General features: G+C 61.0%; 22 protein-coding genes. 11 read left to right on the top strand and 11 right to left on the bottom strand.

From position 1 onward, the window contains the following. Positions 1 to 2 precede the first annotated feature (2 nt). The 5 genes from ACD590_RS29815 to ACD590_RS29795 all read right to left on the bottom strand — a co-directional run bounded on the left by ACD590_RS29815 (position 3) and on the right by ACD590_RS29795 (position 7,118). Positions 3 to 1,214: a mandelate racemase/muconate lactonizing enzyme family protein gene (locus ACD590_RS29815; protein ID WP_018245803.1), complete on the bottom strand. Its 1,212-nt coding sequence runs from the start codon at positions 1,212 to 1,214 to the stop codon at positions 3 to 5. Beyond that, positions 1,211 to 2,932 carry an ABC transporter ATP-binding protein gene (locus tag ACD590_RS29810; protein ID WP_113543087.1) on the bottom strand — a complete coding sequence of 574 codons (1,722 nt, stop codon included), beginning with the start codon at positions 2,930 to 2,932 and terminating at the stop codon, positions 1,211 to 1,213. Before ACD590_RS29810 ends, ACD590_RS29815 begins: the two co-directional genes overlap by 4 nt. A 7-nt stretch (positions 2,933 to 2,939) precedes the next feature. Continuing rightward, positions 2,940 to 4,061 (bottom strand): ABC transporter permease, encoded by a 1,122-nt coding sequence (locus ACD590_RS29805; RefSeq protein ID WP_018245805.1) that lies wholly within the window; start codon positions 4,059 to 4,061, stop codon positions 2,940 to 2,942. Positions 4,062 to 4,070: 9 nt separating this feature from the next. Further along, positions 4,071 to 5,057 carry an ABC transporter permease gene (locus ACD590_RS29800; protein ID WP_018245806.1) on the bottom strand — a complete coding sequence of 329 codons (987 nt, stop codon included), beginning with the start codon at positions 5,055 to 5,057 and terminating at the stop codon, positions 4,071 to 4,073. A gap of 123 nt (positions 5,058 to 5,180) precedes the next feature. After that, a complete protein-coding gene (locus ACD590_RS29795; protein ID WP_018245807.1) occupies positions 5,181 to 7,118 on the bottom strand; it encodes an ABC transporter substrate-binding protein in 1,938 nt (645 codons plus the stop codon). 308 nt (positions 7,119 to 7,426) lie between these two features. On the opposite strand from ACD590_RS29795, the gene ACD590_RS29790 reads away from it, so the two are divergent. Genes ACD590_RS29790 through ACD590_RS29750 form a run of 9 tightly spaced genes read left to right on the top strand, consistent with a single transcriptional unit; the run spans position 7,427 to position 16,159 of the window. Then, the gene (locus ACD590_RS29790) at positions 7,427 to 8,140 is read left to right on the top strand and encodes a FadR/GntR family transcriptional regulator (protein ID WP_020493434.1); all 714 of its coding nucleotides are present in this window, start codon (positions 7,427 to 7,429) and stop codon (positions 8,138 to 8,140) included. Positions 8,141 to 8,160: 20 nt separating this feature from the next. Next, on the top strand, positions 8,161 to 8,991 hold the full coding sequence (locus ACD590_RS29785; protein WP_193443048.1) for an NAD-dependent epimerase/dehydratase family protein: 831 nt from the start codon (positions 8,161 to 8,163) through the stop codon (positions 8,989 to 8,991). Beyond that, positions 8,988 to 9,881, top strand: a complete 894-nt coding sequence (locus ACD590_RS29780) for an SMP-30/gluconolactonase/LRE family protein (protein ID WP_439004034.1) — start codon at positions 8,988 to 8,990, stop codon at positions 9,879 to 9,881. The genes ACD590_RS29785 and ACD590_RS29780 overlap by 4 nt, the downstream gene beginning before the upstream one ends. A 57-nt stretch (positions 9,882 to 9,938) precedes the next feature. Next, positions 9,939 to 10,892: a dihydrodipicolinate synthase family protein gene (locus ACD590_RS29775; protein WP_018444928.1), complete on the top strand. Its 954-nt coding sequence runs from the start codon at positions 9,939 to 9,941 to the stop codon at positions 10,890 to 10,892. A gap of 45 nt (positions 10,893 to 10,937) precedes the next feature. Beyond that, positions 10,938 to 12,524 carry an ABC transporter substrate-binding protein gene (locus tag ACD590_RS29770; RefSeq protein ID WP_018444929.1) on the top strand — a complete coding sequence of 529 codons (1,587 nt, stop codon included), beginning with the start codon at positions 10,938 to 10,940 and terminating at the stop codon, positions 12,522 to 12,524. 6 nt (positions 12,525 to 12,530) lie between these two features. After that, positions 12,531 to 13,628, top strand: a complete 1,098-nt coding sequence (locus tag ACD590_RS29765; RefSeq protein ID WP_026230448.1) for an ABC transporter permease — start codon at positions 12,531 to 12,533, stop codon at positions 13,626 to 13,628. 4 nt (positions 13,629 to 13,632) lie between these two features. After that, a complete protein-coding gene (locus ACD590_RS29760) occupies positions 13,633 to 14,568 on the top strand; it encodes an ABC transporter permease (RefSeq protein WP_018245814.1) in 936 nt (311 codons plus the stop codon). Then, positions 14,565 to 15,419, top strand: coding sequence for an ABC transporter ATP-binding protein (locus ACD590_RS29755; RefSeq protein WP_439004033.1), 855 nt, complete (start codon positions 14,565 to 14,567; stop codon positions 15,417 to 15,419). Before ACD590_RS29760 ends, ACD590_RS29755 begins: the two co-directional genes overlap by 4 nt. Beyond that, positions 15,416 to 16,159, top strand: coding sequence for an ABC transporter ATP-binding protein (locus tag ACD590_RS29750; protein ID WP_018444932.1), 744 nt, complete (start codon positions 15,416 to 15,418; stop codon positions 16,157 to 16,159). The genes ACD590_RS29755 and ACD590_RS29750 overlap by 4 nt, the downstream gene beginning before the upstream one ends. 45 nt (positions 16,160 to 16,204) lie before the next feature. Here the strand turns inward: ACD590_RS29750 and ACD590_RS29745 are convergent, their stop codons facing one another. Then, the gene (locus ACD590_RS29745) at positions 16,205 to 17,050 is read right to left on the bottom strand and encodes an alpha/beta fold hydrolase (protein WP_439004032.1); all 846 of its coding nucleotides are present in this window, start codon (positions 17,048 to 17,050) and stop codon (positions 16,205 to 16,207) included. A 311-nt stretch (positions 17,051 to 17,361) separates the two neighbouring features. On the opposite strand from ACD590_RS29745, the gene ACD590_RS29740 reads away from it, so the two are divergent. Both ACD590_RS29740 and ACD590_RS29735 read left to right on the top strand, forming a co-directional pair. Next, positions 17,362 to 20,241: a helix-turn-helix transcriptional regulator gene (locus ACD590_RS29740; RefSeq protein WP_439004031.1), complete on the top strand. Its 2,880-nt coding sequence runs from the start codon at positions 17,362 to 17,364 to the stop codon at positions 20,239 to 20,241. Positions 20,242 to 20,418: 177 nt separating this feature from the next. Further along, positions 20,419 to 21,027, top strand: a complete 609-nt coding sequence (locus ACD590_RS29735) for a class I SAM-dependent methyltransferase (RefSeq protein ID WP_439004030.1) — start codon at positions 20,419 to 20,421, stop codon at positions 21,025 to 21,027. A gap of 84 nt (positions 21,028 to 21,111) precedes the next feature. On the opposite strand, the gene ACD590_RS29730 is transcribed toward ACD590_RS29735, so the two are convergent. From ACD590_RS29730 to ACD590_RS29710, 5 genes are all read right to left on the bottom strand, one after another. Further along, positions 21,112 to 22,002: a ribokinase gene (locus tag ACD590_RS29730; RefSeq protein WP_047620618.1), complete on the bottom strand. Its 891-nt coding sequence runs from the start codon at positions 22,000 to 22,002 to the stop codon at positions 21,112 to 21,114. Further along, positions 21,999 to 22,874 carry a MurR/RpiR family transcriptional regulator gene (locus tag ACD590_RS29725; RefSeq protein ID WP_018245818.1) on the bottom strand — a complete coding sequence of 292 codons (876 nt, stop codon included), beginning with the start codon at positions 22,872 to 22,874 and terminating at the stop codon, positions 21,999 to 22,001. The genes ACD590_RS29730 and ACD590_RS29725 overlap by 4 nt, the downstream gene beginning before the upstream one ends. Then, positions 22,871 to 23,848 (bottom strand): ABC transporter permease, encoded by a 978-nt coding sequence (locus ACD590_RS29720; RefSeq protein WP_018245819.1) that lies wholly within the window; start codon positions 23,846 to 23,848, stop codon positions 22,871 to 22,873. Before ACD590_RS29720 ends, ACD590_RS29725 begins: the two co-directional genes overlap by 4 nt. 17 nt (positions 23,849 to 23,865) lie before the next feature. Further along, the gene (locus ACD590_RS29715) at positions 23,866 to 25,392 is read right to left on the bottom strand and encodes a sugar ABC transporter ATP-binding protein (RefSeq protein ID WP_439004029.1); all 1,527 of its coding nucleotides are present in this window, start codon (positions 25,390 to 25,392) and stop codon (positions 23,866 to 23,868) included. Between the two features lie 61 nt (positions 25,393 to 25,453). Beyond that, positions 25,454 to 26,518: a sugar ABC transporter substrate-binding protein gene (locus tag ACD590_RS29710; RefSeq protein ID WP_113543093.1), complete on the bottom strand. Its 1,065-nt coding sequence runs from the start codon at positions 26,516 to 26,518 to the stop codon at positions 25,454 to 25,456. Positions 26,519 to 26,548 lie beyond the last annotated feature (30 nt).

The following is a 26,548-nucleotide window of genomic DNA, read 5'->3' as shown; positions in this document are numbered from 1 at the left end:
TTCTAGCGATTGAAATAGGTGCGGCGTGACAGGCGCGTCTGCACGTAGAGATGCTCGTTGTCGGTTCCGGGATTGTAGGCGCCGGCACTTTGCGGCACCGAGACATTGCCGTTGCTGGGGAAGCGCGCCACGAAAGCCTCGTCGATATCGCAGCCAAGTCCCGGGCCATCAGGAACGGCGATCAAGCCGTCAACCTGTTGCGGATGCGGCACGATCGTCTGGCGGCGGCCGTCCCAGTCATCGTCGAGGCGCTCGAGAATGAGGGCGTTCGGGATCGCCGCAAGCAGATGCAGAGCCGCATATTCCGCCACCGGCCCGAGCGAGCCCGAATGCGGCGCCATCTGGATATGATGCGCCTCGGCCATGGCAGCGATCTTCTTCATCTGGGTGATGCCGCCGGCCCGGCCCGTGTCCGGCTGGATCACGTCCACCAGCTCCTTTTCGATGAGCTCGCGCTCGCCGAAGATAGTCGCCGAACGTTCGCCGGCCGCAAGCGGCACATGCGCTGCGTCGCGGATGCGCCGGTAGCCGTCGAAATTCTCCGGCGCGATCGGATCTTCCACCCACATCAATTCATAGGGTTCAAGCGCCCGAACCAGCCGGCAGGCATCCGCAGGCGTCAGCCACGGCGGTCCATGCAGATCGATGGCGATGTCCATGTCGTCGCCGACGGCGTCACGCAACGCGGCGACCTTGCGGACCGGATCGGCGACACCGCCGCATTTGATCGCCTTTATGCCGCGCGCTTTGAGGGCAAGCGCTCGCTCGGGCGTATTCGCATGCGAATAGATCGGGATCCGGTCACGCACCTTGCCGCCGAGCAGCATCCAGACAGGCACGCCGAGCGCCTTGCCCTTGACGTCCCAAAGCGCCATGTCGATGCCGGTCATCGCACCGCCGCCGACCGTCCCGAGCATGCCATGGCCCATCATGGCGATATGCATCTTCTGCCACAGCCGTTCGATATGGGCCGGATCTTCGCCCACGAGGAGTGGGGCGAGATCATGGATTGCCGTCTCGACGACACGCGGCCAGCCCGAGCATTCACCGATGCCGGTAATGCCCTCATCGGTATCGATCTTCAGAAAAAGCCAGTTTCTGGTGCCGCCGAACTGCTTGGAGGCGCCACCACCGGAACGTTGGTCGGAAGCCCAGTTCGCGGGATCGGGCTGACCGACATGCATGAGAAAAGTGCGGATCCCGGTAATTTTCATCGCTGAAAAGTTCCATTTTTCAGAATGTCCGGCGCGACGTAGCGGAAACGCCGCGAATGATCGCGATCGCGCGGATCGGGGCGCGGGATCGCTGATATGAGCGCCTGCGTATAGGCGTGCTCGGGCGTGCGGCAGACCTTCTCCGCATCGCCAATTTCGACGAGCTGGCCTTTGTACATGACGCCGACACGGTCGCACATGTAGCGGATAACGCCGATGTCGTGGCTGATGAAGATATAGGCGAGACCGAGTTCGTCCTGCAGGCGCATCAACAGATCGAGCACCTGCGAGCGCACGGAGACGTCGAGCGCCGAGGTTGCCTCATCGGCAACGATGACACGCGGATTAAGGGTGATGGCGCGGGCAATGCCGATGCGCTGGCGCTGGCCGCCGGAGAATGCGTGCGGGTAGCGTTCGCGCGCCCTCGGGTCGAGGCCAACCTGTTCCATCAGATGGCAAACGCGCTCCTCCAGCGCTCGCCCCTTTGCGACGCCATTGACGAGCAGCGGCTCGCCGATGATCTGGGAGACGGTCATGCGCGGGTTGAGGGAGCCGAAAGGATCCTGAAACACCATTCGCAATTCCCGCCGTGCGGCGGCAAGCGTCTGACCCTTTGCCGTTGCCAGATCGATGATGTCGCCGTCGGCGCGGCGATAGAGGATTTCACCTGCAGTCGGATCGATCAGCCGCATGATAGATCGGCCCATCGTCGTCTTGCCGGAGCCGCTCTCGCCGACGATGCCCAGCGTTTCGCCCGGCAGAAGCGAAATGGAAACATCGTCCAGCGCTTTCACCTCGCCGAAATCCATCGATACGTTGCGGAGTTCGAGGATCGGCGCCGCCGTCGTATCGAGCGGCGGGCGCGCCTGTCGGATTTCGGCCTTTGCTTCCAGCTTCAGCACCGAGCCGATCAGCATGCGGGTATAGTCGTCTTGCGGCGCATGAAAAATCTGCTCGACCGGCGCATATTCCTTGGCGACGCCGTTATGCATGACGAGCACATCGTCGGCGATCTGCGCTACGACGCCCATGTCATGCGTAATGAACAGAACGGCCATGCCCTTGGCCTTCTGCAGCCTTGCGATCAGGTCGAGAATTTCGGCCTGGGTCGTGACGTCGAGGGCCGTGGTCGGCTCGTCGGCGATCAGCAGCTGCGGTTTGCAGGCGAGCGCCATGGCAATCATAGCGCGCTGACGCATCCCGCCGGAATATTGAAAGGCATATCGATCCAGCGCTTTATCAGGCGAGGGAATTTCGACCTGCTTGAGCAGCGATATGGCTTCAGCGCGCGCCTCTGCCTTGCTCATCCTGGTGTGAAGGCGAAGCGCCTCGACGATCTGGTTGCCGACCGTGTGGATCGGCGACAGCGACGACATCGGCTCCTGGAAGATCATGGCGATGTCGCGGCCCCGGATCGCTCGGATCTGACGCCCGCGCGGATTGAGGCTGGTCAGATCGATCGAGCCGCCGTCCTGATTGTTCAGTATGATCGATCCGCCGGATATGCGGCCGGGCGCATCGACGATCTGCAGGATCGATCGCGCCGTCACCGACTTGCCGGATCCGCTTTCGCCGACGACACAGAGCGTCTTGCCCGGCTCGATCGAGAAAGACAGATCGCTGACGGCGCGAAAGACGCCGGTGCGCAGAGGAAACTCGACCGTCAGATTTTTCACCTGGAGCAGCGGCCTGCCGGCAATGGGAACGATATCGGTCATGCCAGCCTCATTTGTTGTAGGGATCGGCCGCATCGCGCAGGCCGTCGCCGAGAAGGTTGAGCGCCATCACGGCGACCACGACGGCACAGCCCGGCATGAAGAGCCATGGCGCGGTGGCGATCGAGCGAATGTTCTGGGCCTCGCGCAGAAGCACGCCCCAGGAGATGGTCGGCGGCTGCAGACCGAGCCCCAGGAAGGAGAGAGAGGTTTCGGCAAGGATCATCGCCGGCACCGCAAGCGTGATCGACGCGATGATATGGCTGGCAAAGCTCGGCAGCATGTGGCGAAAGATGATGCGCCTTTCGCGAACACCGTCGAGCCTCGCGGCGGCGACGAATTCCTCGGTGCGCAAAGACAGGAAGCGGCCGCGAACGACGCGGGCGAGCTGTGCCCAACCGGTCAGCGACAGGATGATCGTGATCATCATATATTGCAGCGTCGCAGGCCAGTCCTGTGGCAGCGCCGCGGCCATTGCCAGCCAGATCGGGATCGTCGGCAGCGACAGCACGAAATCGATCACCCGCTGCAGGAAGAAATCGATGCGGCCGCCGTAATATCCCGAGATACCGCCGAGCACGATGCCGAGCATCAGCGAGAAGAAGACACCGACGAGGCCGATCGACAACGAGATCTGCGAGCCCTGGACCGTTCGGCTGAAGACATCGCGCCCAAGCCTGTCGGCGCCGAAGAGAAGCAATGGCGTCGTCTTGTCGGGTGAGGCGATCAGATGGATGTTGGTCCTGAACAAGCCGAACACCGAATATTCGTAGCCGCGCCCGAAGAACTCGACGTCGACACGTTTTGTCGTGTCTTCCTTGAAGATGGCGGCCAGCGTCTCAGGATCGCGGGTCAGCTTCATCGGATAATAATGCGGGCCGAAGGAGAACCCGTTCTGCGTATCGATCAGATGCAATCTCTGCGGCGGGTGAAAAGTCGCCCGCGCATTTTGCAGGTTCGGATCGTTGATGGCGAAGAAGCCAGGAAGCAGGGCGACGATATACATCAGCACGGTGACGACGAGCGCCACCATGGCCAGCCGATGCCGGCGGAAAGCCCACCAGATGAGCTGCCACTGCGACGCGACGGCGGCGCGATCCGGCGGAATGTTCGTAACGGTGATGTCGGCCATGTAAGGCTCCTATTCCAACCGGATGCGGGGATCGACCAACGCAAGCAGGATGTCGCTGATCAAAGAGCCTATCAGCGTCAGCGCGCAGATCAGCAGAACGAAGGCGCCGGCGAGATACATGTCCTGGGCCATCAGCGCCTGCAGCAGCAAAGGTGCTGCCGTCGGCAGATTGAGGACGATGGCGACGACGACCGAGCCGGAAATGAGGTTGGGCAGCAGCCAGGCAATCGTCGAGATGAACGGATTGAGCGCGATCATCAGAGGATATTTCATCAGCAGCCGGAACTCAGAGAGACCTTTTGCCCGTGCCGTTGTGACGTAAGGCTTCGGCAGCTCATCGAGCATGTTCGCGCGCATGACGCGGATGAGGCTCGCCGTCGAGGAGACGGCAAGGATGATGACGGGAAGCCAGAGATGCGAGAAGAGGTCGACCATCTTGGCGAAGCTCCAGGACGCGTTCTCATATTCCGGCGAAAAGAGCCCGCCGACATCCTGTCCGAATTCGACCGCCGCGACATACATCAGTACCAGCGCCAGCAGGAAGGACGGAACGGCCAGGCCGAAAAAGGTGAAGGCAGTGAAGAAATAGTCGCCGATCGAATATTTACGCACCGCGGAATAGACGCCGATCGGCAGTGCGATCGCCCAGGTAGCGATCAATGTCGACAGAGCCAGAACGAGCGTCAGCGCCATACGCTCCCAGATCAGGTCAGAGACCGGCTGCTGCCATTCGAAGGAAATGCCGAAATCGCCGCGTGTAAGAATGCCCCATATCCATTTGAAATATTGGATGAGCATAGGGTCGCCGAGGCCAAAGCGCTCGCGCAACTGCGCCGCTGTGTTCTGATCGACGATCTCGTTGGAGGCTGCCAGCGTCGCAATATAGGTCGTGACGTAATCGCCCGGCGGCAGCTGGATCAGCACGAAAGCGAGGAAGCTGACGGCAAACAGCGATGGAATCATCCATAGGAAGCGTTTGGCGATAAAGACCAGCATGAGGCGCCTCTTGCATTGAACGCCGCCCACCTGGCCTTGTCGGCCGTCAGGACCGGCAAGGCATCTCGGAGGGCGAACTGAAAGAAAGCGCCGTACCGTCGGGCACGGCGCTTAAGACGAAAATCAGCTCGTGAAGGTGAATTGCTGCGGCATTGCAGGGCCGGGATTGGGCCAGGACCAGCTATCCGGCTCCTTCTCGGGAACATTGCGCAGATTGTTGCGGATGATGCCGAAACCGCCGACAGCAAGGCAAAGGCCGACGGTCTCGAACTCCTCAGCCGCGATGTCGAAGATCTGCTTCATGATCGCGCCGCGCTTGTCGAGATCAGCCGTCGAACGTGCTTCGTCGAAGAGCTTCATGCGCTTCTTCTGGCTTTCCGGCGGTTCTTCGCCACGTGCACCATTGGAGGTGTACCAAAGCGTCCATGGAATGGCATAACGCGAGCCCTGCGGATGGAAAGCGAAGAAATCGCGCGGATCGAGCATCGGATCGAGACCGCCGGGGCCTGGCCATACCGCCGCATCATGGGCATTGTCGTCGCCGCGGGTGTAATAGAGCGCCCGCTCGATCGTGTTGACCTTCATGTCGATACCGATCTGGGCCCAATGCGTCTTGACCAGTTCCAGGGCATCGACGAGGTCGGGATAGAGCGTCGGAATGACGTCAATCGAGAAGAATACCTTCTGGCCGTCGGGCCGGAGCCGGAAACCGTCGCCGCCTTTCTTGTATCCGGCCTCGTCGAGCATCGCGCCTGCCTTGTCGGCGTCATATTCGGTGAACTGGCGCGCGTATTTCTCGTTATACCAGGGATGGGTCGGACGCGGCCCAGCCTGGTAGGGCTCGCTCTGTCCGAAATAGACGATGTCGATGAGCTCCGGGCGATTGATGCCGATCGAAAGCGCTTGCCGGAACGCCTTGTCCGCAAACATCTTGCGCATGGCAGGATCTTTGTGGGTGATGTTGAAGTAGATCTGGCACTGTTGCGAGGCCGAAGGCACGAGCGTCAGCAGCCGATAATCGCCTTTCTCCATGTTCTTGGACAGTGTGGGCTTGTTGGCCAGAACGCTGATATGACGTTCCTGGATGTCGATCTTTCCCGAGATGACATTCAGCATCAGCGATTCGACGTCCTGCGAGATGCCGAAGTTGATTTCATCGATGTAGGGAAGCTGGTTGCCCTCGGTATCGACCTGCCAGAAATAAGGGTTGCGGGTCATGACGACGCGCGTCGCGCCACCGGCGTAGGGCTCCTTGATCACCCATGGATCGAGTGTCGGCTTGTCGACATTGCCCCATCGCGACGGGATCTCTATGTCGCCGCAACGGCTGCGGAACAGCTCTGTCCAGCTGGTGACGCCGGCCTTCTTCGCATCGGCCTCGATATTCGGATTATATTTCGGCAGGAACTGGCTGCAGTAATGCTTCGGGAACAGCGTCGGATGCTGACCAAGTGGCGTGGCAAGGTTTTCCAGATAAAGCGCGTTGGCGGCCGCAAAGGTGAACTTCACCGTATAATCGTCGATCTTCTCGACGGTGACCGGCTTGCCGGCGACCGCAAGCTGCGCCGGTGTCGAGCTGTAAAGCTCGGTGTTCTTGACGCAATCTTCGATCGCGAAGACGACGTCATCGGCCGTAAAGGGATGACCGTCCGACCAGCGCACGCCTTCGATGAGATGGAACGTGAATTGCGTTGCGTCATCGCTGACTTCCCAGCGTTCGGCAAGGTTCGGCTGCACGGCGGTAAAATCGAGGTTCCAGCGCACGAGGCTCTGGTTGCCGACCATGCGCAGGATGCCGTTATGGTCGGATGAACCGCGAAGGCCTCGGCGCAGCGAACCGCCGTAGGTGCCGACTTTCTCGAACGGCGTCACGACCATCGGCTTTTTCGGCAGGCGCTCGGCGAGCGGCGGCAGCTTTCCATCCTTGGCGAGCTGCGCAAGTGCTGGCGCTTCGCCACCTGCGGCAGAGACGCGACCGGCGATAGACAGCGCCGCGACACCAGCCATGCCGCCAAGCACGGCGCGGCGGGTGACACCACGCGACAGTATTTCATTGGCCATCGAATTCCTCCCTTTTGTGCCGGCGCAGCCTTTGCCCCGGCCGATGCGGCGGGCTCCCGACCCGCCGCTGCGCCCTCCTCGGCGCTACGACCTGAACCATAGACACGTTCGCAAATGATTACAAGAGTTGACAGATAATTACAAATTTTGTAGCGATGCAGCATCGAAATACGATGTTGTGCCGCTGAAATACGGCCAGCAGGATCAAAAACGTTCGATCTGTCAAATGCTGTGCGCCGCCCTGAACATCATGGTCGGCGACAGCCAGGGTGCGACCTGGCGTCGAGAGACGAGAGAAAAGGACCAGAATGACATTTACGGTCGATGCCGTTTCGAACAGGGGCGCAACGCGCTTCAGCGACATCATCTACGAGAAGATCGTGGGGATGATCGCCGACGGCAACTTTCCGGTGAACGAACGACTGCCGCCGGAGACGAAGCTTGCCGCAGATTTCGGCGCATCGAGACCCGTCGTGCGCGAAGCGCTTGAACGCTTGAGAGCCGACGGCTTGGTCGTTTCGCGCAAGGGTTCCGGTTCCTATGTCAGGCAGAGGCCGGATTCGTCGATGCTGAAAATGGTGCCGGTCGGGTCCTTGGCCGATGTCCAGCGGTTCTTCGAATTCCGCGCCGGTCTCGAAGCCGAGGCGGCGGAGCTTGCCGCACGGAACTGGCAGCCGGCCGACAAGGAGCGGATAACGGCAGCGCTTCTTTCGATCGAACAATGCCTGCGCAACGGAGAGCTTGGTGCCGAGGAAGACCAGGCTCTGCATGACGCAATTGCCATGGCGACCGGTAACCAGTTCCACATCACCCTGCGCGAGTGGTTCAAGCCGCATTTCGCCATCGGGCATTCCGTCACGCGAAGCTTGAGCTTGAAGCGGACGCCGGAACAGATCCGCAGCGTCCAGGATGAGCATGCGGTGATTGTCGAGGCGATCTTCGCGCACCGGGAAACCGAAGCGCATGATGCGATGAAAAAACACATACTGAATGCTCGCGCCCGCATGTTCCAGGGCGTTTGAGCACAATGGGAGGAGAAATGATGAAACGGGTCGCCATGACGGGTGCTGCCGGACGTGTAGGAACTCTGCTGCGCCCGCTCCTTCGATCGCATGTCGAAGAGCTGCGCCTGATCGATCTCCAGGAGCCTGCCGGGCTCGGCGAAAACGAGAACTTCGTCAAGGCCGATCTTGCAAAGCTCGACGAGGCGACGGCTGCACTGAAGGATGTCGACGGTGTGGTTCATCTCGCCGGCATTGCAAGCGGCATCGACATGAACGCCATTCTGCACGCGAACGTGCTTGGAACATACAATCTTTACGAAGCGGCGCGGACCAACAAGGTCCAGCGGGTCGTCTATGCATCGAGCAACCATGCCACGGGCTTTTATCCGCGCGGCCAGCTCGTGTCGCCGCTCGACCCGATGCGCCCCGACAGCCCTTATGGACTTTCCAAATGCTGGGGCGAACTTGTGGCAGGGCTGTATTACGACACATCAGGCATTCGCTCTCTTTCCATCCGCATCGGCAATGCGGGCACCTATCCCAACAGCGAGCGATCCGTTGCGATCTGGATCAGCGCCCGAGACCTGGCGCAATTGGTCAGGATCGGCCTGTCGCACCCGTCGATCGCAGCAACGGTGGTTTATGGCGTTTCTGATGCCGAGGAGATCTGGTGGGACAACGGTCTGGCGGCACGATTGGGCTACCAGCCACAGGATCGGCCGCGCGATCACGCCCGCATCGAGGAGGGATCCGAAGGGCCGGTCGCGCTTGCGTTCCAGGGTGGCGGGTTCTGTGAAATCAATCACGACGGCACCATCCGCATGCGCGACGCCGAGGGTCTGGCCAAGAGCCTGGAGACGGTTGAATGACGGCCCCGCTAGTCATCCGCCCAGACGTCCGTTCCGTGATCCAGCAGCCGCTGACGGTTGGTGAATCGCCGGTATGGGACGAGGAGACCGGCACTTTGTGGTTCGTCGATATTCAGGCGCCAGCACTCGTCCGGCTCTCGGGTTCAGGAAAGATCGACCGCTTCGACATGCCGGCCGCAATCGGCGCCCTCGGGCTTTGCCGCGATCACAAAATCGTCGTGGCGCTCCAGACGGGCGTCCATCTCTTCGATCCCGTCTCCGGAGATTTTGAGCTCGTGTCCGATCCAGTCGGGCGCCACATCAACTGCCGCCTCAATGACGGAAAGGTCGGGCCCGACGGGCACTTCTGGATCGGCTCGATCAGCGAAGCCAAGCCGCAGACCGATGAGGCCGCACTTTACCGCGTAAGCGCCGATGGCCGCACGCGGACCGTTGCAACCGGACTGACGAGCTCCAACGGCCTTGCCTGGTCGCCGGACGGCCGGCGGATGTATCACTCCGACAGCCGGCAATGCTTCCTGCAGGCATTCGACTTCGATGCTGATACGGGCGACCTCGGCGATGGGCGCCGGCTTCGCAGCTTTACGGAAGACGAGGGTCGGCCCGACGGCGCGACAACCGATCGTGATGGGTTCTACTGGAGCGCCGGCGTATCCGCCGGTCGCCTCAACCGAATATCGCCCGAAGGCAAAATCGTCGAGATCTACATTCTGCCGGTCGCGGCACCGACAATGCCGTGTTTCGGAGGGCCGGATCTGCGCACCCTCTTTGTCACGAGCCTGTCGACGGACCGCATCGGACGTTTCGAGGCGGGGACGGTCATCGCTTTTGACGTGGATGCAGAGGGCCTCCCGCCCTTCCGCTTCGGGGCGGGTCACCCTCCGGGATGACAGCGAGCCTCCCTTCGAAATGACAGCGAATAGATGGAAAGATAACGGGGAAGAAAGATGAGCATCGCAACCATGCGCAAGGCGCTTACAGGCGTATCGGGTGTTCCCGTCACCGCCTATGACGGCAAAGGTGAAGTCGAACCTCGGATCACGGCGAAAGTCTATGAGCGAGTGGCGGTAGCCGGCATTCACAACATTGTCGCTGCCGGCAATACCGGCGAATTCTATGCGCTCACGCCGCAGGAAATCAGGATCGTCCATGAGGCGGCGGTTTCAGGCGTCAACGGCAAAGCGCCGGTGACGGCGGCAATCGGCCGATCGCTGCGCGAGGCGATCGGCATGGCGAAAGATGCGGCCACGATCGGCGCATCCGCCGTCATGTCGCATCAGCCCGTCGATCCTTTCGCAGCACCTTCGTCCCAGATCGACTATTTCTGCAATCTTGCGGATGCTTCCACCCTGCCGCTCATCGCCTATGTCAGGGCCGAGGGTTTCAGTGTCGAAGATATCACCCGTCTCGCAAACCACGGCAATATTGCCGGCATCAAATTTGCCACCACCGATCTGATGCTGCTGTCCAGAGCGATCGCTGCAGCCGATCCGGCCGGCGCGCTGTTCGTCTGCGGCTTGGCGGAGAGCTGGGCGCCGACATTTACCGCTGCGGGCGCGCGCGGCTTCACATCCGGTCTCGTCAATGTCGCGCCGCACTTGTCGCTTGCCGTTCACGATGCACTCGAAAGAGGAGACTTCGGCGCGGCAAGGGCTATCGTCAACCAGCTTGAACCGTTCGAGCGGATGCGGACCAAATTCCGCAATGGTGCGAACGTGACTGTCGTCAAGGAGGCCGTCACCTATTCCGGCCTCGATGTCGGCCCCGTGCGCGTGCCGGGATTGCCGCTGCTCGATCGGCACGACCGCGAGGAACTCCATCGGCTGCTTCAGCGCTGGGATGCCGCCGGCAACAACCAGATCCATCCACACCAGCAGGATTCCGCAAAGGCGGCCGGCTGAGTTCGACACTATTTTCCACAAACAACAGGATTGGGAGGTCTTGAGATGTTGAGACAGGTACTGACGACGATCGCAATTACCGGCGCCATGATGACGGCGCAGCCCAGCTTCGCGGCGTCGCCGCCCAATATGCTGGTGATCGGCACCAATCTCACGGGCATAAGGACGCTCGATCCGGCGCAGAACAATGCCCGTACGGTTTCCGAACTGATTTCGAACATTTACGACAACCTCGTGCAGCTGTCGCCGGACGACCTCAAAACGTTGAAGCCGATGCTCGCGACGCAATGGAGCGTCTCGGCGGATGGCAAGATTATCACGCTGACATTGCGCGATGATGCGGTCTTCCAGAGCGGCAACAAGGTAACCGCCGACGATGCCGCCTGGTCGATTCAGCGCGTCATCAAGATGGGCCAGGTCGGCTCCACCGACGTCGCCCTCTGGGGCTTTACACCCGACAACGTCGAAAAGCTTGTTCGGGCAAAGGACGAGCATACCCTCGAAATCGAGCTGCCGCAGGCTGTGAACACCGATCTGGTGCTCTATTCGCTTGCCGGCTCATCGATCGGCATCATCGACAAGAAGACGGCACTGTCGCATGAGGCAAATGGCGACTTCGGCGGTGCATGGCTTTCTGCCAATTCGGCCGGCAGCGGCCCGTTCGCGCTGACGCAATGGCGGCCGAACGACGTTGCGATCTTCAACGCACGGAAGGACTATTGGGGCGGGGCGCCGGCCATGGCTCGCGTCGTCGCCCGGCACATCCCAGAATCCGGCAACCTCAGACTGCAGCTCGAAGCCGGAGACGTCGATGTCGGCCAATACCTCGCAAGCGGCGACCTCGACGCCCTGTCCACCAAAAAGGACATGGTGATCGAAAGCGTTCCGGGCCTCGGTTTCTATTATATCGCGCTCAACCAGAAAGACCCGGATCTGCAGAAGCCGAAGGTTCGCGAGGCCTTCCAGCATGCCTTTGACTGGAAGGCGATCTCCGGCAACATCATGCGCTATACCGGCTTTCCCTGGCAGTCGATGATCCCGCGCGGCATGATCGGTGCCCCTGAGGAAGCGGCCTCACGTTACGATTACGATCCTGCCAAGGCCAAGCAACTGCTGGCGGAAGCCGGCTACCCCAATGGGCTGAAGAAGGTGCTCAATCCGTCAGGTGCGCCGACACTGCCCTTCGCCGAAGCGCTGCAGGCGAGCGCCCGCGCCGCCGGCCTCGATCTCGATCTCGTGCCAGGCGAATTCACGCCGGCCTTCCGCGAGCGAAAATACGAAGTGCTGCTTGGCAATTCCGGCGCCCGACTGCCTGATCCTTTCGCGGTCGCCACGCAATATGCCTACAATCCCGACAATAGCGACGAGGCGCGTCTCGGCAGCTATTATCTTTGGCGCACAAGCATGAAGGTGGACGAGCTCAACACACTCGTCGACCAATCGATGAAGGAGCGCGATACCGGCAAGCGCACGGATATCTTCAAGAAGATGGACGGCATTTACAGCGGCATGGCCTCCCCGCTCGTCATCTTCTTCCAGCGAACCGACCCTTATGTCATGCGCGCCAACGTCAAGGGCTATCATGGGCACACGACATGGTCGACGCGCTGGCATGACGTGACCAAGGAGTAGAACGCCGTGGCGAGCGCCGATCTGACATCGAAGCGAGAAAGCAGCCGTCGTTCTACGGAGGGCGGGTTCGCCGATGCCGCCCCGCACCCTCTAATGAGCCTGTTGCGGCGCCTGGCAGGGCGCGCCGTCGCGGTCGTGACGACGCTGCTCGGCCTGCTCTTCCTGACCTTTTCGATGGGGCGCCTGCTGCCTGCCGACCCGGTGCTTGCCATCACCGGGGCGGAGGTGAGCAAGGAGGTTTATGATCGCGTCTATAATGAGCTGGGGCTCGGGCAACCTGTCTGGATGCAGTTCCTCGCCTATGTCGGGAAGATTGCGACAGGCGATCTCGGCACATCGGCGACGACCGGCCAGCCGATCCTCACCGATCTCCTGACGATTTTTCCCGCCACCATCGAATTGGCGGTCATCGCCATGATCATCGGGGCGATCATCGGTGTTCCCCTGGGGATCACGGCTGCCGTCAGGCGCGGAACGATCATCGATCACGTTGCCCGCATCATCGCCCTTGCCGGCCATTCCATCCCGATCTTCTGGACTGGGTTGATGGCGCTCTTCATCTTCTATGCAAAGCTCAAGCTCGTCGGCGCATCGGGCCGGATCGATGTCTTCTACGAGGGTCTCGTCACGCCGGTGACCGGCTTTCTTCTGATCGACGCGGCGATAGAGCAGCAATGGGACGTGTTTCACAACGCTCTTGGCCACATCATCCTGCCGGCAGCGATCCTCGGCTATTATTCCGTCGCCTATATCAGCCGCATGTCGCGAAGCTTCATGCTGGAGCAACTGAGCCAGGAATACATCATCACCGCGCGGGCAAAGGGGCTCGGCACCCGCAAAGTGGTCTGGCGCCATGCATTCAAGAACATCCGGGTGCAGCTTTTAACGATCATGGCGCTGACCTTCGGCGGGCTGCTCGAGGGGGCGGTGCTGATCGAAACCGTCTTCGGGTGGCCGGGGCTCGGCCAGTACCTGACCCGGGGACTGCAGATGAACGACATGAACGTGGTCATGGGTTCCGTCCTGACGATTGGCGCCGTCTTCCTGACGATCAACATCCTGTCGGACTTCCTTTATCGCATTCTTGATCCGAGGACACGGTGACGCCATGACGATCTCTTCTGAGCATGCAGACAGCGTTAACACTGGCGGCCTTCGCAACTGGCTGCTCGCGCCGGAGCCTCGAGGGTGGTTCCAGTCATCGGCGCAACAAATTCATCAGGGCTGGCGGAAATTCAGCCTGCACCCACTTGGACTGGCCGGATTAGCCATCATCGTCGTGCTGATCGTCGTAGCGCTGGCCGCCCCTCTGTTGACGAGCTACGATCCGATCGTTCAGGACATGGCTGGACGGCTTGCCCCGCCATCGGCGAGCCATTGGCTCGGCACCGACAATTTCGGCCGCGACGTCTTTTCCCGGGTGATCTATGGCGCCCGCACCACGCTCTACATCATCATGCTCGTCACGGTCATCGTCGCCCCGCTCGGCCTGCTGATCGGCACCGTCTCAGGCTACTTCGGCGGCATCGTCGATGAAGTCCTGATGCGCGTCACCGATATTTTTCTCTCCTTTCCCGGCCTCGTGCTGGCGCTGGGTTTTGCCGCAGCGCTCGGTCCGGGCATCACCAATGCGATCATCGCGATTTCACTGACGGCCTGGCCGCCGATCGCGCGTCTTGCCCGCGCCGAGACGCTCAGCCTGCGCAAGGCGGACTATATCGCCGCCGTACGCCTGCAGGGCGCGACATCAATCGCGATCATCACGCGCCACATCCTGCCGATGTGCATTCCCTCGGTGATCGTCCGCGTCACCCTCAATATGGCCGGCATCATCATCACTGCCGCCGGCCTCGGTTTCCTCGGCCTTGGTGCGCAGCCACCGTGGCCGGAATGGGGTTCGATGGCTGCCAGCGGACGTGAATTCATGCTCGACAGCCCCTGGGTCATCGCAGCACCCGGCATTGCCATTGCACTCGTCAGCCTCGCCTTCAACCTCGTCGGCGATGCGCTTCGCGATGTTCTCGATCCCCGAGGTTCAGAATGATGGACTTGATCGATATCCAGAACCTCGAAATCGCCTTCGGCGGCGGACAGGTGCGAGCCGTGCGCGGCGTCAGCTTTTCGCTTGGACAGGAAAAGCTCGGGATCGTCGGTGAATCCGGCTCGGGGAAGTCGACTGTCGGCCGCGCGATCATGAAGCTGCTGCCACCGACCGCGATCGTCAATGCCGAGCGGATGCGCTTTCGCGACGTGGATCTGCTCAAGGCGACCGAAAAAACGATGATGACGATCAGGGGCCGGCGGATCGGCCTGATCCTGCAGGACCCGAAATATTCGCTCAATCCCGTCATGCGGATTGGCGAACAGATTGCCGAGACCTACCGCTTCCATCATCCGAGGACGAGCAGGGCAAAGACCTGGCAGCAGGCGCTCGATATGCTCGAGGCCGTTCAGATCCGCGATCCGGAGCGTGTGGCCCGCCTTTATCCGCACGAAATCTCGGGCGGGATGGGCCAGCGGGCGATGATCGCCATGATGCTGATTGCCGAACCCGAAGTGCTGATCGCCGACGAACCGACGTCAGCGCTCGATGTGACGGTGAGGCTCGAAATTCTCGCCCTGCTCGACGAGCTCGTCCTGCGCCGCAATCTCGGGCTGATCTTCATCAGTCACGATCTCAATCTCATCAGGAATTTCTGCGATCGCGTTCTCATCATGTATGCAGGGCGGGTCGTGGAAGTGCTCGAGGCGCGCGATCTCGACAAGGCCCGACACCCTTATACGCAAGGGTTGCTGGCATCCTTGCCGACGATCGAAGATCCGCCTGCCCGGCTGCCGATCCTGAAACGAGATCCGGCCTGGCTTGAAGAATTCGCATTGGAGCCGGCGCGGTGATTAAAATCGACAATCTTACGGTCCGTTTCGGGCCTGGGCAGCGGCCTGTCGTCCGAGACGTAAGCTTCGCCATCGAAAAGGGAACTGCTTTCGGCCTGGTCGGCGAGTCCGGCTGCGGGAAGTCCACTGTCCTGAGGGCGCTTTCCGGCCTCAACGCCAACTATGACGGCCGGATCGAGCTCCACGGCGAGACGTTAAATCAGCAGCGCAGCCGGCCCTTCTTCCGCCGGGTTCAGATGGTGTTCCAGGATCCCTACGGATCCCTCCATCCCCGCAAGACCATCCGCTCGCAGCTGAAAGAACCGCTGCGCAACCAGGGGCTGGATACGAATTCGGTCGACATGAACGCGGTCCTGAGATCGGTTGGCCTCGACCCGGCGCTGAGCTACAGATTTCCGCACCAGCTGTCTGGGGGCCAGCGGCAGCGCGTGGCGATCGCCCGTGCGCTGATGCTGGATCCGGATGTACTGCTTCTCGACGAACCGACATCGGCGCTCGATGTGTCCGTTCAGGCCGAAATCCTCAATCTCCTCCAGGATCTGCGCACCAATCGCGGTCTGACCTATCTGCTCGTCAGCCATGATCTCGCCGTCGTCTCGCACATGTGCAGCCGCGTCGCCATCATGGAAGCGGGCGAGATCGTCGAACAGGTCGATGTCGGCGCCTTGCGAAAAGGTGCGGTCGAACACCCCTATTCGCAACGCCTGCTGCGCGCGAGCAGGATGTACGGAAGGGCGTAGCCGTGACTCGGCACGGGCCCCTCCCTGCTTTTTGACGCCATCAAGCTACGGACCGCAATGTGCGTCGATAGCAGAAATGATCTCTTGCCAATCTTCGGGATGCAGTTCGTGGCCGCCACCTTCGAGCCGAACGAGCTTCGCTCCCTTGACGGTTCGTGCCAACAATTCGCCGTGCTCAACAGGGTAAATCGGATCGGCCGTTCCGTGTATGACAAGGAGGGGCGCGATCAGCTCACCCAGTTTTCCCCTCAAGGTCTGGCCACCCTTGAGCATGAAATGATTGGTGGCGCTGACGAAGTTCTTGGCCCGTTTGACGTCACGTTCAACAAAGGCGCGCGCCCGCCCTTCGTCGTAGGGATGCGCCGAACCGGCGATCATCTGGGTATCCTTGACGAGGAATTCGATCACCTGGGCATTGTCTGTCCAATCGACGTTCTCACCCGTCGATGCGTGCTCCATGTAGGCGTCGGTGGTATGGGGCAGAGCACTGGTATCAACGCCCACCGGCGTGGTGGAGATCAGCGTTAGCGTCTTGACGCGCTTCGGATTTGAGAGTGCGGTGATCTGGGCGATCGTGCCACCCAACGACATTCCAATCAGATTGGTGCCGTCGATGCCGTAGCCATCGAGTACCCTGATGGCGTCCTCAGCCATGTCGTCCATTGCATAGGGCGGTTCGCCCGGCGGGTAGATCGTCGAGCGGCCGGTGTCTCGATTGTCGTATCGGATGACATAAAACCCGTGATCAGCAAGTTTTTGGCAGAAGTCGTCCGGCCACCACAACATTGAAGCCATGGCGCCCATGATGAGCAGGATCGGCTCATGCGCCGGATTGCCGAAAGCCTGAGTGGCAATCTCGACGTTATCAAACTTGATCATACGTTCAGTCACTTGGGGGCATCCTTTATTGGGTTGGATGAAGCAGCGAAAGTCTTCGTATCTGCAGGCTTCCACGCGAAGGTCACTCGACGTCCGCATATTCCCCAACCTGTGGCTAGTGGGTGGTGCCGCATCGGGCATTTTGAGTATGGCGGGCCCCAAAAACCATTTTGGCTGCATAAGGTGATCCAGTCAGATCCAGGTCAGGGTTCCGGGGACTGAACATCACCGGTGCTTGGGATCTCCACATCGCCACTCTGCACCGTCGGGATGACTATGTCTTCATCTCTGCTAATCTCGAAATTCAGGTATCGGAGCATCTTGTGTCGACATCCCTCAGAAGGTCTCGGTTTTCAGGCCGTGCAGTAGAACTCGATTCGATGGAATCCGCTTTCCGAGATGTTTCTGGCGGGCGGCAACGTTCCTTTCTTCTCGGGGCAGAAGCAGGCGGGGGCAAAACCCGGCTGGTTGAAGAGTTTGCCAACCGATTGTCCGGCCGTGCCCTGATTCTGAAAGGCGGGTGCATTGAGCAGCGGGAATCTGCGTTGCCCTATACACCTGTAACGGCAGTGCTGCATGAGCTTGTTCAGCTTCGCGGTGGGCCTGCGGCCAAGTCGCTTGTCGGCGCCGAGGGTGCGCGCGAGCTGGCCTGGCTTCTTCCCGAATTCGGCGAGACCTCTCAAAGGTTCGATGCTGGCATCGCAAGAGCGCGGCTGTTCGAGGTGCTGCGAAAGTTGTTCGAGGAGCTGGCACGAGAGGTGCCGCTCGTCGTGGTCATCGAGGATATTCACTGGGCCGACCAGGCGACATGCGATCTGCTTCGCTTCCTCGCGACGCGGCTGAAGAAAATTCGGATCATGCTGATCGTCACCTATCGACCCGAGGAGACCAGCGCCACCAACGCCCTGCGGACGACCATCGCGGACCTCTCACTTTCCGAGGGCGCCGAGGTGTTGACGCTTCCCCGCCTTCAGCGCGCGGAGGTCGCCGTACAACTCGAGGGGCTGCTGGGACACCCGCCAACACCTGCGATGATCAATGAGGTCCATGCGCGGTGCTGCGGAATCCCGCTTTTCACGGAGGCGCTCGTCGACGCCGGCGGAAGCTTGCGCAAAGATTTTCCTGGTTCGCTCAATGACTACCTGCTGAGATCTGTCAGGGACATGCCGGCGCCGACGGCCAAGCTGTTGAAGGTGATGGCGCTCGGCGGTCCGCATATCACCCATGCGCTTCTTCGCAGCGTGGCTGACAAGGCTGACCTTGAATTGGCAGAATTGCTGCGTCCTGCGATTTTGGCTGGGATCCTGGTGCCTGATGATGATGGATATGCTTTCCGGCATGCACTTATTCAGGAAGCAGTGCGGGGTGACCTGATCGCCGCCGAAAAGGTGGCCATCCATCGCGCCTATGCCGAGATGCTCGAACGCGGACCGGTTCCAAGCTACCGGGTTTGGCATTCCGTTGCGCTCGCGCGCCATTGGCGCGGCGCCGGCCAAGCCGAAAATTGCCTGCGATGGGCCTGGCAATCCGCCACGGAAGCCGCTGCCACTTTCGCCTATGCAGACCAGATGGAGATGCTGAAGCTCGTGCTGGCAGTGTGGCCCGAGGTCGATGATGCGATTGAAATGATCGGCGCGGATCACTGCAGAGTGTTGGAACTCGCTGCCGACGCCGCCTGCTGGGCAGCGGAGGCGGAACAGGGGCTGGCCTTTGTCGAACGCGCACTCGCCGAAGTGGATGCGGATCGCGACAACGAGCAACTGGCAGCGCTTCTTCTACAGCGCGCGGTGATGCGTCAACACGCACTTATCCCAGGCGAGATCGCCGACCTTGAGCGCGCGCTTGACCATGCACCCGATTCCACAAGGCTGCGCGCGGACGGACTGGGCCAGTTTTCCCGCGCGCTGATCTGGAGGGGAGAGTTCGATCGCGCCAGGCGCCTCGGCGACGAACTGAAGGATCTGTCCGAAAGGCTCGATGATGAGGAGTACCGCATGGAGGCACTGATCGTTGCGAAGTCTTTGGACATGGCATCGGGCAGTTACCACATCGATGCCCTATGGAGCGTTGTTGCCCGCGCCAGGCAGGCCGCCATCGGAAGGGTCGAGGTGCTGGCGGGCGCGGCATTGCTTCAAGCCCTGCTTGAGACAGGAAAATACGCTCAGCTCATTGAAGTCGGACCGGCGATCTTTGCGCGGACAGTCGAGTTCGGCCAGGCGCGCTATATCGGGGCGATAGTCGGTTCGCCTTTGTGCCGCGCCCTCCTCGCTTTGGGCCGCGTTTCCGAAGCCATTGAGACGTGCGAGCGGATGGCGGCATTGGATCCGCTGCCGCTGGGGCTCGTTCATGTTTTGGAATGCCAGGCGGAGATCGCCTTGGTATTGGGGAATTCGGATCGAATTGCCGTGGCGGCAAGGTCCTTGCGCAGTCTGCCACCAGGCCCTCAGGTTGCGAGCCGCGTGGCGGCCGATCTTCTCAGATTTGGCATCGAAAGCCGCGCGTTGGCGGGTGACATGGATCAGTCTGCGATCCTGGTAAGATCCGCCTTGACCCATTTCGAGAAGCAAGGAGGCGTCTCTTGGCCGCTCCTGGCCTCGGCGATGCGTGTTGCCGTTGATACGAACCAGAAAGATGTCGCCCGGCAGTTCGCGGACCTTGCTGCTCGATCCCAGTGCCGCAATGCGGTGGAGGAAGCCGAGAGGCTGGGCATCCTGGCCGAGATGTCGCGCTCGACGGGTTCCGACCTCGGTGCGTGGGAATTGGCTGCCCAAAGCTGGGCTGATTTGAGCCAGCCCTTCCGGCAGGCATATGCCCTTATGCAGGCCGGTGGTGCTGCAGTGAATGCCGGCAAGCGCGCAAAGGGTGCGGGCCATTTCCGGCGAGGCGCGGATCTTGCCCATTCGATCGGCGCTCCCCTCTTGGGCAATCAGATCGAGACCCTCGCCGAGAAGGCCCGCATCGATCTACGAGACGGGAAGGAGGGTGGCATGCCGAAGGCACCCCTCGGCCTGACGGATCGGGAATTCGAGGTGCTCCGGCTTCTCGCCGCGGGACAGAGCAATCGCGAGATCGCCGTCAATCTGTTCATTTCCTCGAAGACGGCGAGCGTTCATGTCTCCAACATCTTGAGCAAGCTCTCCGTCCCCAGCCGCGGCGCTGCGGCCGCAATGGCGCACCGGCTCCGGATCGTCGATCCGGCTTAAGGTTCGCTTGTCTGGCTATACCCTACCGCTATCTGTCTTTCCCACGACACCCGGCCTCGCATTCCTATTTCATTCCTTGTCTAGGCATGTTGCCTGATGTGCTTACGCCTGCCTTAGGCCGATGATGGTTTGAGACGCCCCGAGCGGCGTCCAGGATGCAAACCATTCGGAGGTCAAATGCACATCTCTTCCGCCACCTTGGCCAACACCCAGCGCACGATCGATTCTTATGAAGGTTGCGCCGATGAATATAGTCGCATCGTTGATCCGTTTCCCTCGCCAAGCCTCGAGGCGGCACTGCGCCAGGTCGCTACCGCCGCTGGCAAGGGCGGCCAGATCCTTGAGATCGGGTCTGGGGCCGGATGGGATGCGGATTTCCTGGAGACACAGGGCGCTTCGGTAAGGCGAACCGATGCCACGCGGCGGTTTCTGGAACTGCAGGCGGCGCGCGGCAAGGAGGGCCAGCTCCTCAACGTCATCACCGACGACCTCGGCGGCCCCTATGACGCGGTGGTCGCTCTCTGTGTCCTCATACATGTGCCGCGTGACCAGACCGGCCCAGTCCTCGAAAAGATCGTCGCTGCGCTACGCCCGGGAGGCGTCTTCCTGGTGTCGATGCGGGATGGGGATGGAGAGACGAGCGGCGCCTACCATATGTCCTACTGGCGCCGGGACGATTTCGCGCTGTGCATCCAGGGGGCGGGCCTGGCTCTTGAATGGGACGCATACAGGGTGAACCGTGACGGCGATGGGTGGCACACGATTTACGCTCGGAGACCAGAGTGACGCGATTTCGTACCGTGCGCTACGCGGGGCCTGACAGGCTGTGCCGATGATTGTTGCGGCATCAACGAAGGTGCCCGCCGGACTTCATCTCAGGCGATTCTTTTCGGGTGTACCAACCAGTCGTGCAGCCTCGATATTTGCCTTCTGAAGCGCGGTGTTCATCGTCTTCCCGGATGCGATTTCCGCAGCGAGGACGCCGATGAACTCGTCTCCGGCCCCGTGCGTGCTCTCAACCTCAACCTTGACTGCTGCAACGGCGATCTCTTCTCCGCTGCGATTTGCGTAGGCGACACCCGATCCCCCAGCGGTCACCACCACTTCGGGGAAGATCTTCACAAGCTTTCTGGCCGCCTCCAGAGCGCCGTCAAGCGTTTCAACAACGGGAACGCCTGCCAGCATTTCGGCTTCGATGGCATTGACGACGATGATGTCGATCAGATGTTGCAGATCGTTCGACAGAACGCGTGCCGGAGCTGCATTGATCAGCACCCGCCCGCCTGCTTGCTTGACGGCCTTTGCCGCCGCAACGTTGGCGGCATCGGGAATCTCGTTTTGCAGGACGAGAATTGTTGTTCTGCTGAGCAGATCTCGAGCTGCCGAGACATCGTGGTCGCCAAGCGTCAGGTTGCTTCCCGACACGATAACCGCACCATAGTCGCCTTCGGCATCGAAAGTCGCGACACTCATGCCGGTTGACTGCGATGCATCACGTCGGACGAATGTATGATCGACATTTTTGCGAGCGAGATTTGCGATAAGAAAATCCCCGAAGTCATCACCAGCAACCGCCCCGATCATGAAGGTGGCGACCCCGGTGCGGGCAGCCGAAACCGCCTGATTGCCGCCCTTGCCGCCGCTTTTCGGATGCCAGGATGTCCCCGTCACTGTCTCGCCCTTTCGGGGCCGGGCCGGTCCGAAGACGGCGATATCGTAGTGAAGGCTGCCGAAGACGGTGACAACAGGCGAAAATGTCATGGGAGGCGATCTTTTCGTTTGGACGTGACGGCGGACATGGTGCGTTCAAGATTGCGTTCGGCTGCCTGATAGTCACGCTGGGCGACGGCAACGAAGATGGCATCAAGGATGTTGAGCTGGGCGATGCGCGCTGCGGCATTTTCCCCCATCAGCGGTGAACCTTGTGCGGTGGAACACAGAACCACGTCTGCGGACTGGGCGAGAGCCGAGGAATCGTAGTTGGTGATTGCAATGGTGCGCGCGCCGTTCCTGCGCGCGAGCTGGATTGCCTCGATCACAGCGATCGTGTTGCCGGAATGGGAAAAGCCAATGGCGATATCGCCATCCACCAGCAACGAGGCCGACATCAGCATCATGTGGGAATCGTCGAAGACGCTGGCGCGCACGCCGATGCGAAGAAACTTGTGCGCCACATCCCGTGCGATCTGCGCCGAGCCGCCGACACCGTAAAAGTCGCGGTTTCTCGCCTGGTGGATCAGATCCGCTGCCCTGTCGAATGCTTCCATATCGAGAATGGCAAGCGTTTCCTCAAGGGCGTGGATCGAGGTGCGAAACACTTTCTGGACGATTTCAAGCGACGTATCCTCGACGGACAGTTCCTGATGCATCTCTGCCGTTGGCTGGCGGTTATACTGGCTGACGGCGGAGCGGAAGTCACGGAAACCGGAGAAGCCGAGCTTCTTGGTGATCTTGACCACCATGGCTTCGGAAACGCCGGCGTTCTCCGCGATCTGCTTGAGCGACGTCTCGTCACTGAAATCGCGCATGGCGAAAACGGTATCGACGACCTTTGCTTCGAGCGGCGTCAAGAGCGGCATCATCATGCGGATGCGTGGCCCGACGGCCTTCATGTCGAAGCTTTCAGCGTTCATCCCCGTCCCCTTGTCGCGCGATCGATCATCATGGCGACGAGGATTATAAGGCCGGTGGCGAGCAGTTGATAGAAGGCTTGAACGTTCATCAGCGTCAAACCGTTACGCATCGCACCAAGGATGATGGCGCCGAGGATCGTGCCGAGAATGCTTCCCTTGCCACCCATCAGCGAAGCGCCGCCGATGGCCGCAGCCGCAATCGCGTCAAGTTCCCATAGGTTGCCGAGGATAGGCTCGGCAGCCCCGAGACGCCCGATCAGGATCAGCGAAGCGAGTGCTGCCAGCCCCCCGGAAATGACATAGGCCGTGATCTTGGTGCGCGCAATCGGAACGCCGGCCACATAGGCTGCCTCTTCATTGCCACCGACCGCCATCAGATATTCGCCGATCGGTGTCTTCTTGAGCAGGATCCAGGCGGCAATCGCAACGACAGCGACGATAATGACTGGCGTCGGAATGCCGAAGAGATTGCCGTTGAAGAGTGAGCGGAAGCCCGTGGGAATGCCGAGAACAGGATTGCCGCCGGTATAAATGAGCGCGATGGCCCGGTAAGTGCTGAGCGTGCCGAGCGTGACGATGAACGGCTGCAGGCCGACATAGGCGACGAGCGCGCCATTGATGAAGCCGCAGACGACGCCGACGCCGAGACCGGTGAAGATCGCCAGCGGTATCGGCGTGCCGGTCAGAAGAAGGGTCGCGGTGATGACGGCGGAGATTGCGGCCGTCGGACCAACGGATAAATCGATGCCGCCCGAGATGATCACCAGCGTCATGCCGAGCGCAAGGCACGCATTGATGCTCGACTGCTGGAGGATGTTGATGAGGTTTCGTTCGGAGACGAAGCCAGGAACGAGCGCGGCAAACACGGCCATGATGATAATGAGCCCGATCAGGGTTCCGGCATCGCGGAGCGAAAACGAGAAGCGGCGAAAGACCGGTGCGGGCTTAACGGATGCAGTCGAAGAACTGGTCATTGGGTGTCCTGTCTGGTTCACGCGGAGCTCGCAGTGCGGGCGACGGTGGCGCCGGGGTTGGCCCCGGGGATGGCATGCGCGACGATCGCGCTTTCGCTCAGCTGGTCGCGTGGAATGTCCGCAGCGATCGAACCTTCCCGCATGACCAGCACGCGGTCCGAGAGCCGGATAACCTCCGGCAGTTCCGAGGAGACGACGATGATCGAATGGCCTTCGCGGGCAAGATCCTCGATCAGATGATAGATCTCGGACTTGGCGCCGACATCGATACCGCGGGTGGGCTCGTCGAACAGCAAGATCTGCGACTTGGCCGCTAGCCAACGGGCAATGATCGCCTTCTGCTGATTGCCGCCGCTGAAAAGGCGAATGGGGCGATCCAGTTGAAACGGCCGCAGATTGACGCGCTTCAACAAATCTTGTGCGGCCGCACGGAGCTTGCCCGTGTTGATCATGCCGCCCGACGAAAAGCTGGAAAGCGAAGCGAGCGCCATGTTGGTACTGACTGGACGTAGGGGAATGATCCCTTCCCGCTTGCGTTCTTCCGGCACGAGACCGATGCCGGCGGCGATCGCATCGCGCGGGGAGGCGAAGCGCAGGGCCTTGCCGTCGATGGCGATCGACCCGTCGCTCAGGCGGTCAGCGCCGGCCAGAAGCCGCAGCAGTTCCGTGCGACCGGAGCCCACGAGCCCGGCAATGCCAAGCACTTCACCCTTGTGCAGCGTGAACGACACATCGCGGATCTTCGTTGCGGATGACACGTTCTTGGCCTCGAGCTTGACCGTATCGGTGACGAAGGAATTGTGTTCCTCTTGCATCAGCTCGCGACCGACCATCATCGCGATCACGTCCTTTTCCGAGGCACTCTTGAGATCGACCATGCCGACGAGCTTGCCATCGCGCATGACGCTGGCGCGCTGGCAGATGCGGAAGACCTCGTCCATCTTGTGGGAGACATAGATGATCGAGACCCCACTCGCCGAAAGGCTGGCGATCACCTCTGCCAGACGGTCGAACTCGCTCGGCGTCAGGCTCGACGTCGGCTCGTCCATGGCGATGACCTTCGCCTTGTCGAGCAGCGCGCGACCGATCTCGACGATCTGGCGTTGCGCGACCTTGAGGGAGGAGATCGGCGCTGAAGGATCAATAGTCCTGTCGATCAGCGAGAGGGCTTGCGCCGCGCGGCTCTCCTGCTCACGGCGGGAGACGAAAAGACCACCCAGGCGGGTCAGCGGATGACCGAGAAACATGTTCTGGGCGACGCTCAAATGCGGCACCTGCTGCAATTCCTGGTGAATCATGGCGACGCCCACACTGCGGGCATCTATCGGCCTTTTGAGGATCAGGGCCTGACCATCGACAAAGACCGTTCCGGAGGTCGGGCGGAACACGCCGGAGAGGATTCGCAGAAGTGTGGATTTGCCGGCGCCGTTTTCGCCTAGAAGTCCGTGGATCTCGCCGGCTGCAACATCGAACGACACGTCGGCCAGGGCGTTCACCCCGGGGAAGCTCTTGGAGATCGTCTCGAATCTCAGTCGCGGCACCATCACTCCACCTCCTTCAACACATCGGGATGCCGGCCTTGACGGCCGGCATCGTCGACGTTCGTTACTTGGCTGCCTTGGCATCTTCCATCAGCACCGCCCGGACATCGACGCCCGCACCCTGGTAGCGGCTGAGATTGTCGGCGGTGATGAGGGCCTGCGGGGTCGCCACCACGCGTGGCAGCTTCTGGCCGGCAACCAGGCGCAGCGCGGCCTCGAGCGCCACTTCGCCGGTCAGGACCGGGAAGCTGTCGACCGTGCCGGTCAGTTCGCCGGCCTTGATCGAAGCGTAGGCGTCAGAGATGCCGTCGGTGCCGAAAACAGCGACCTTGCCCTGGAGGCCTGCGGCTTTCACGGCCTCGACGATGCCGAGCGCCATGCCGTCATTGTTGGCATAGAAGCCGACCAGGTCGGGATGCTGGTTAAGGATGTTGGTCGCAGCATCGTAGGACGTCTGACGATCCCAATTTCCCGGAACGCTGGCGACGACTTCGAACTTGCCGCCTTCGCTGATTGTCGATTTGAAACCGTCGGTGCGTTGCACCGCCGCATAGACGCCGGCTTGACCTTCAATGATGGCGACCTTACCGCCCTCGGGACGATGCTCGATGAACCATTTGGCCACGCGCACGCCGTTGTCGCGCTGGACGTTGCCGACATAATGCTCGGCCTGCGGAATGACGGCATCGTTGACGTTGACGACCGGAATATTGGCCGCCTTGGCCTGCTCGATGACCGGCTGCAGGTTGGCGTCCGTCTGCGGAGAGACGAGCAAGACGTTATAGCCCTGCGTGATCATGCCCTCGGCGATGGTCAGCTGGCCGAGCTGGTCACCCTCGCTCTGGGCAGCCTGATAAATGACGGGAACGTTGACCTTCTTGCCGAGGGCCGCGTAGCCTTCGCCCAGCGAGCGCCAGTATTCGTTCGTCAGTGTCTTGGAAACGGCACCGGCCTTCGTGCCTTCGGGCAGCTTGGGCAGCGCGCCAAGCTTTGTCTCGAGCTGCGACCAGTCCATACGGTCCTTTTCGGTATCGGAATTGAGGGGCGCGAGTTCCTGCGCGACGGCCGCGCCGAACAGGAGGCTGGCGGCAATGCCGGCAGCAAGGGTCGTCTTCAAAAAGGTCGTCATCGGTTCCTCCCGGATAGGGTCGATCGGCAC

Source organism: Rhizobium sp. 862_C5_N1_2 (assembly GCF_051811205.1).
Lineage (GTDB): Bacteria > Pseudomonadota > Alphaproteobacteria > Rhizobiales > Rhizobiaceae > Rhizobium > Rhizobium leguminosarum.
The sequence above is the reverse complement of the archived record's forward strand: the minus strand, read 5'-3'. Positions and strand labels throughout refer to the sequence as shown.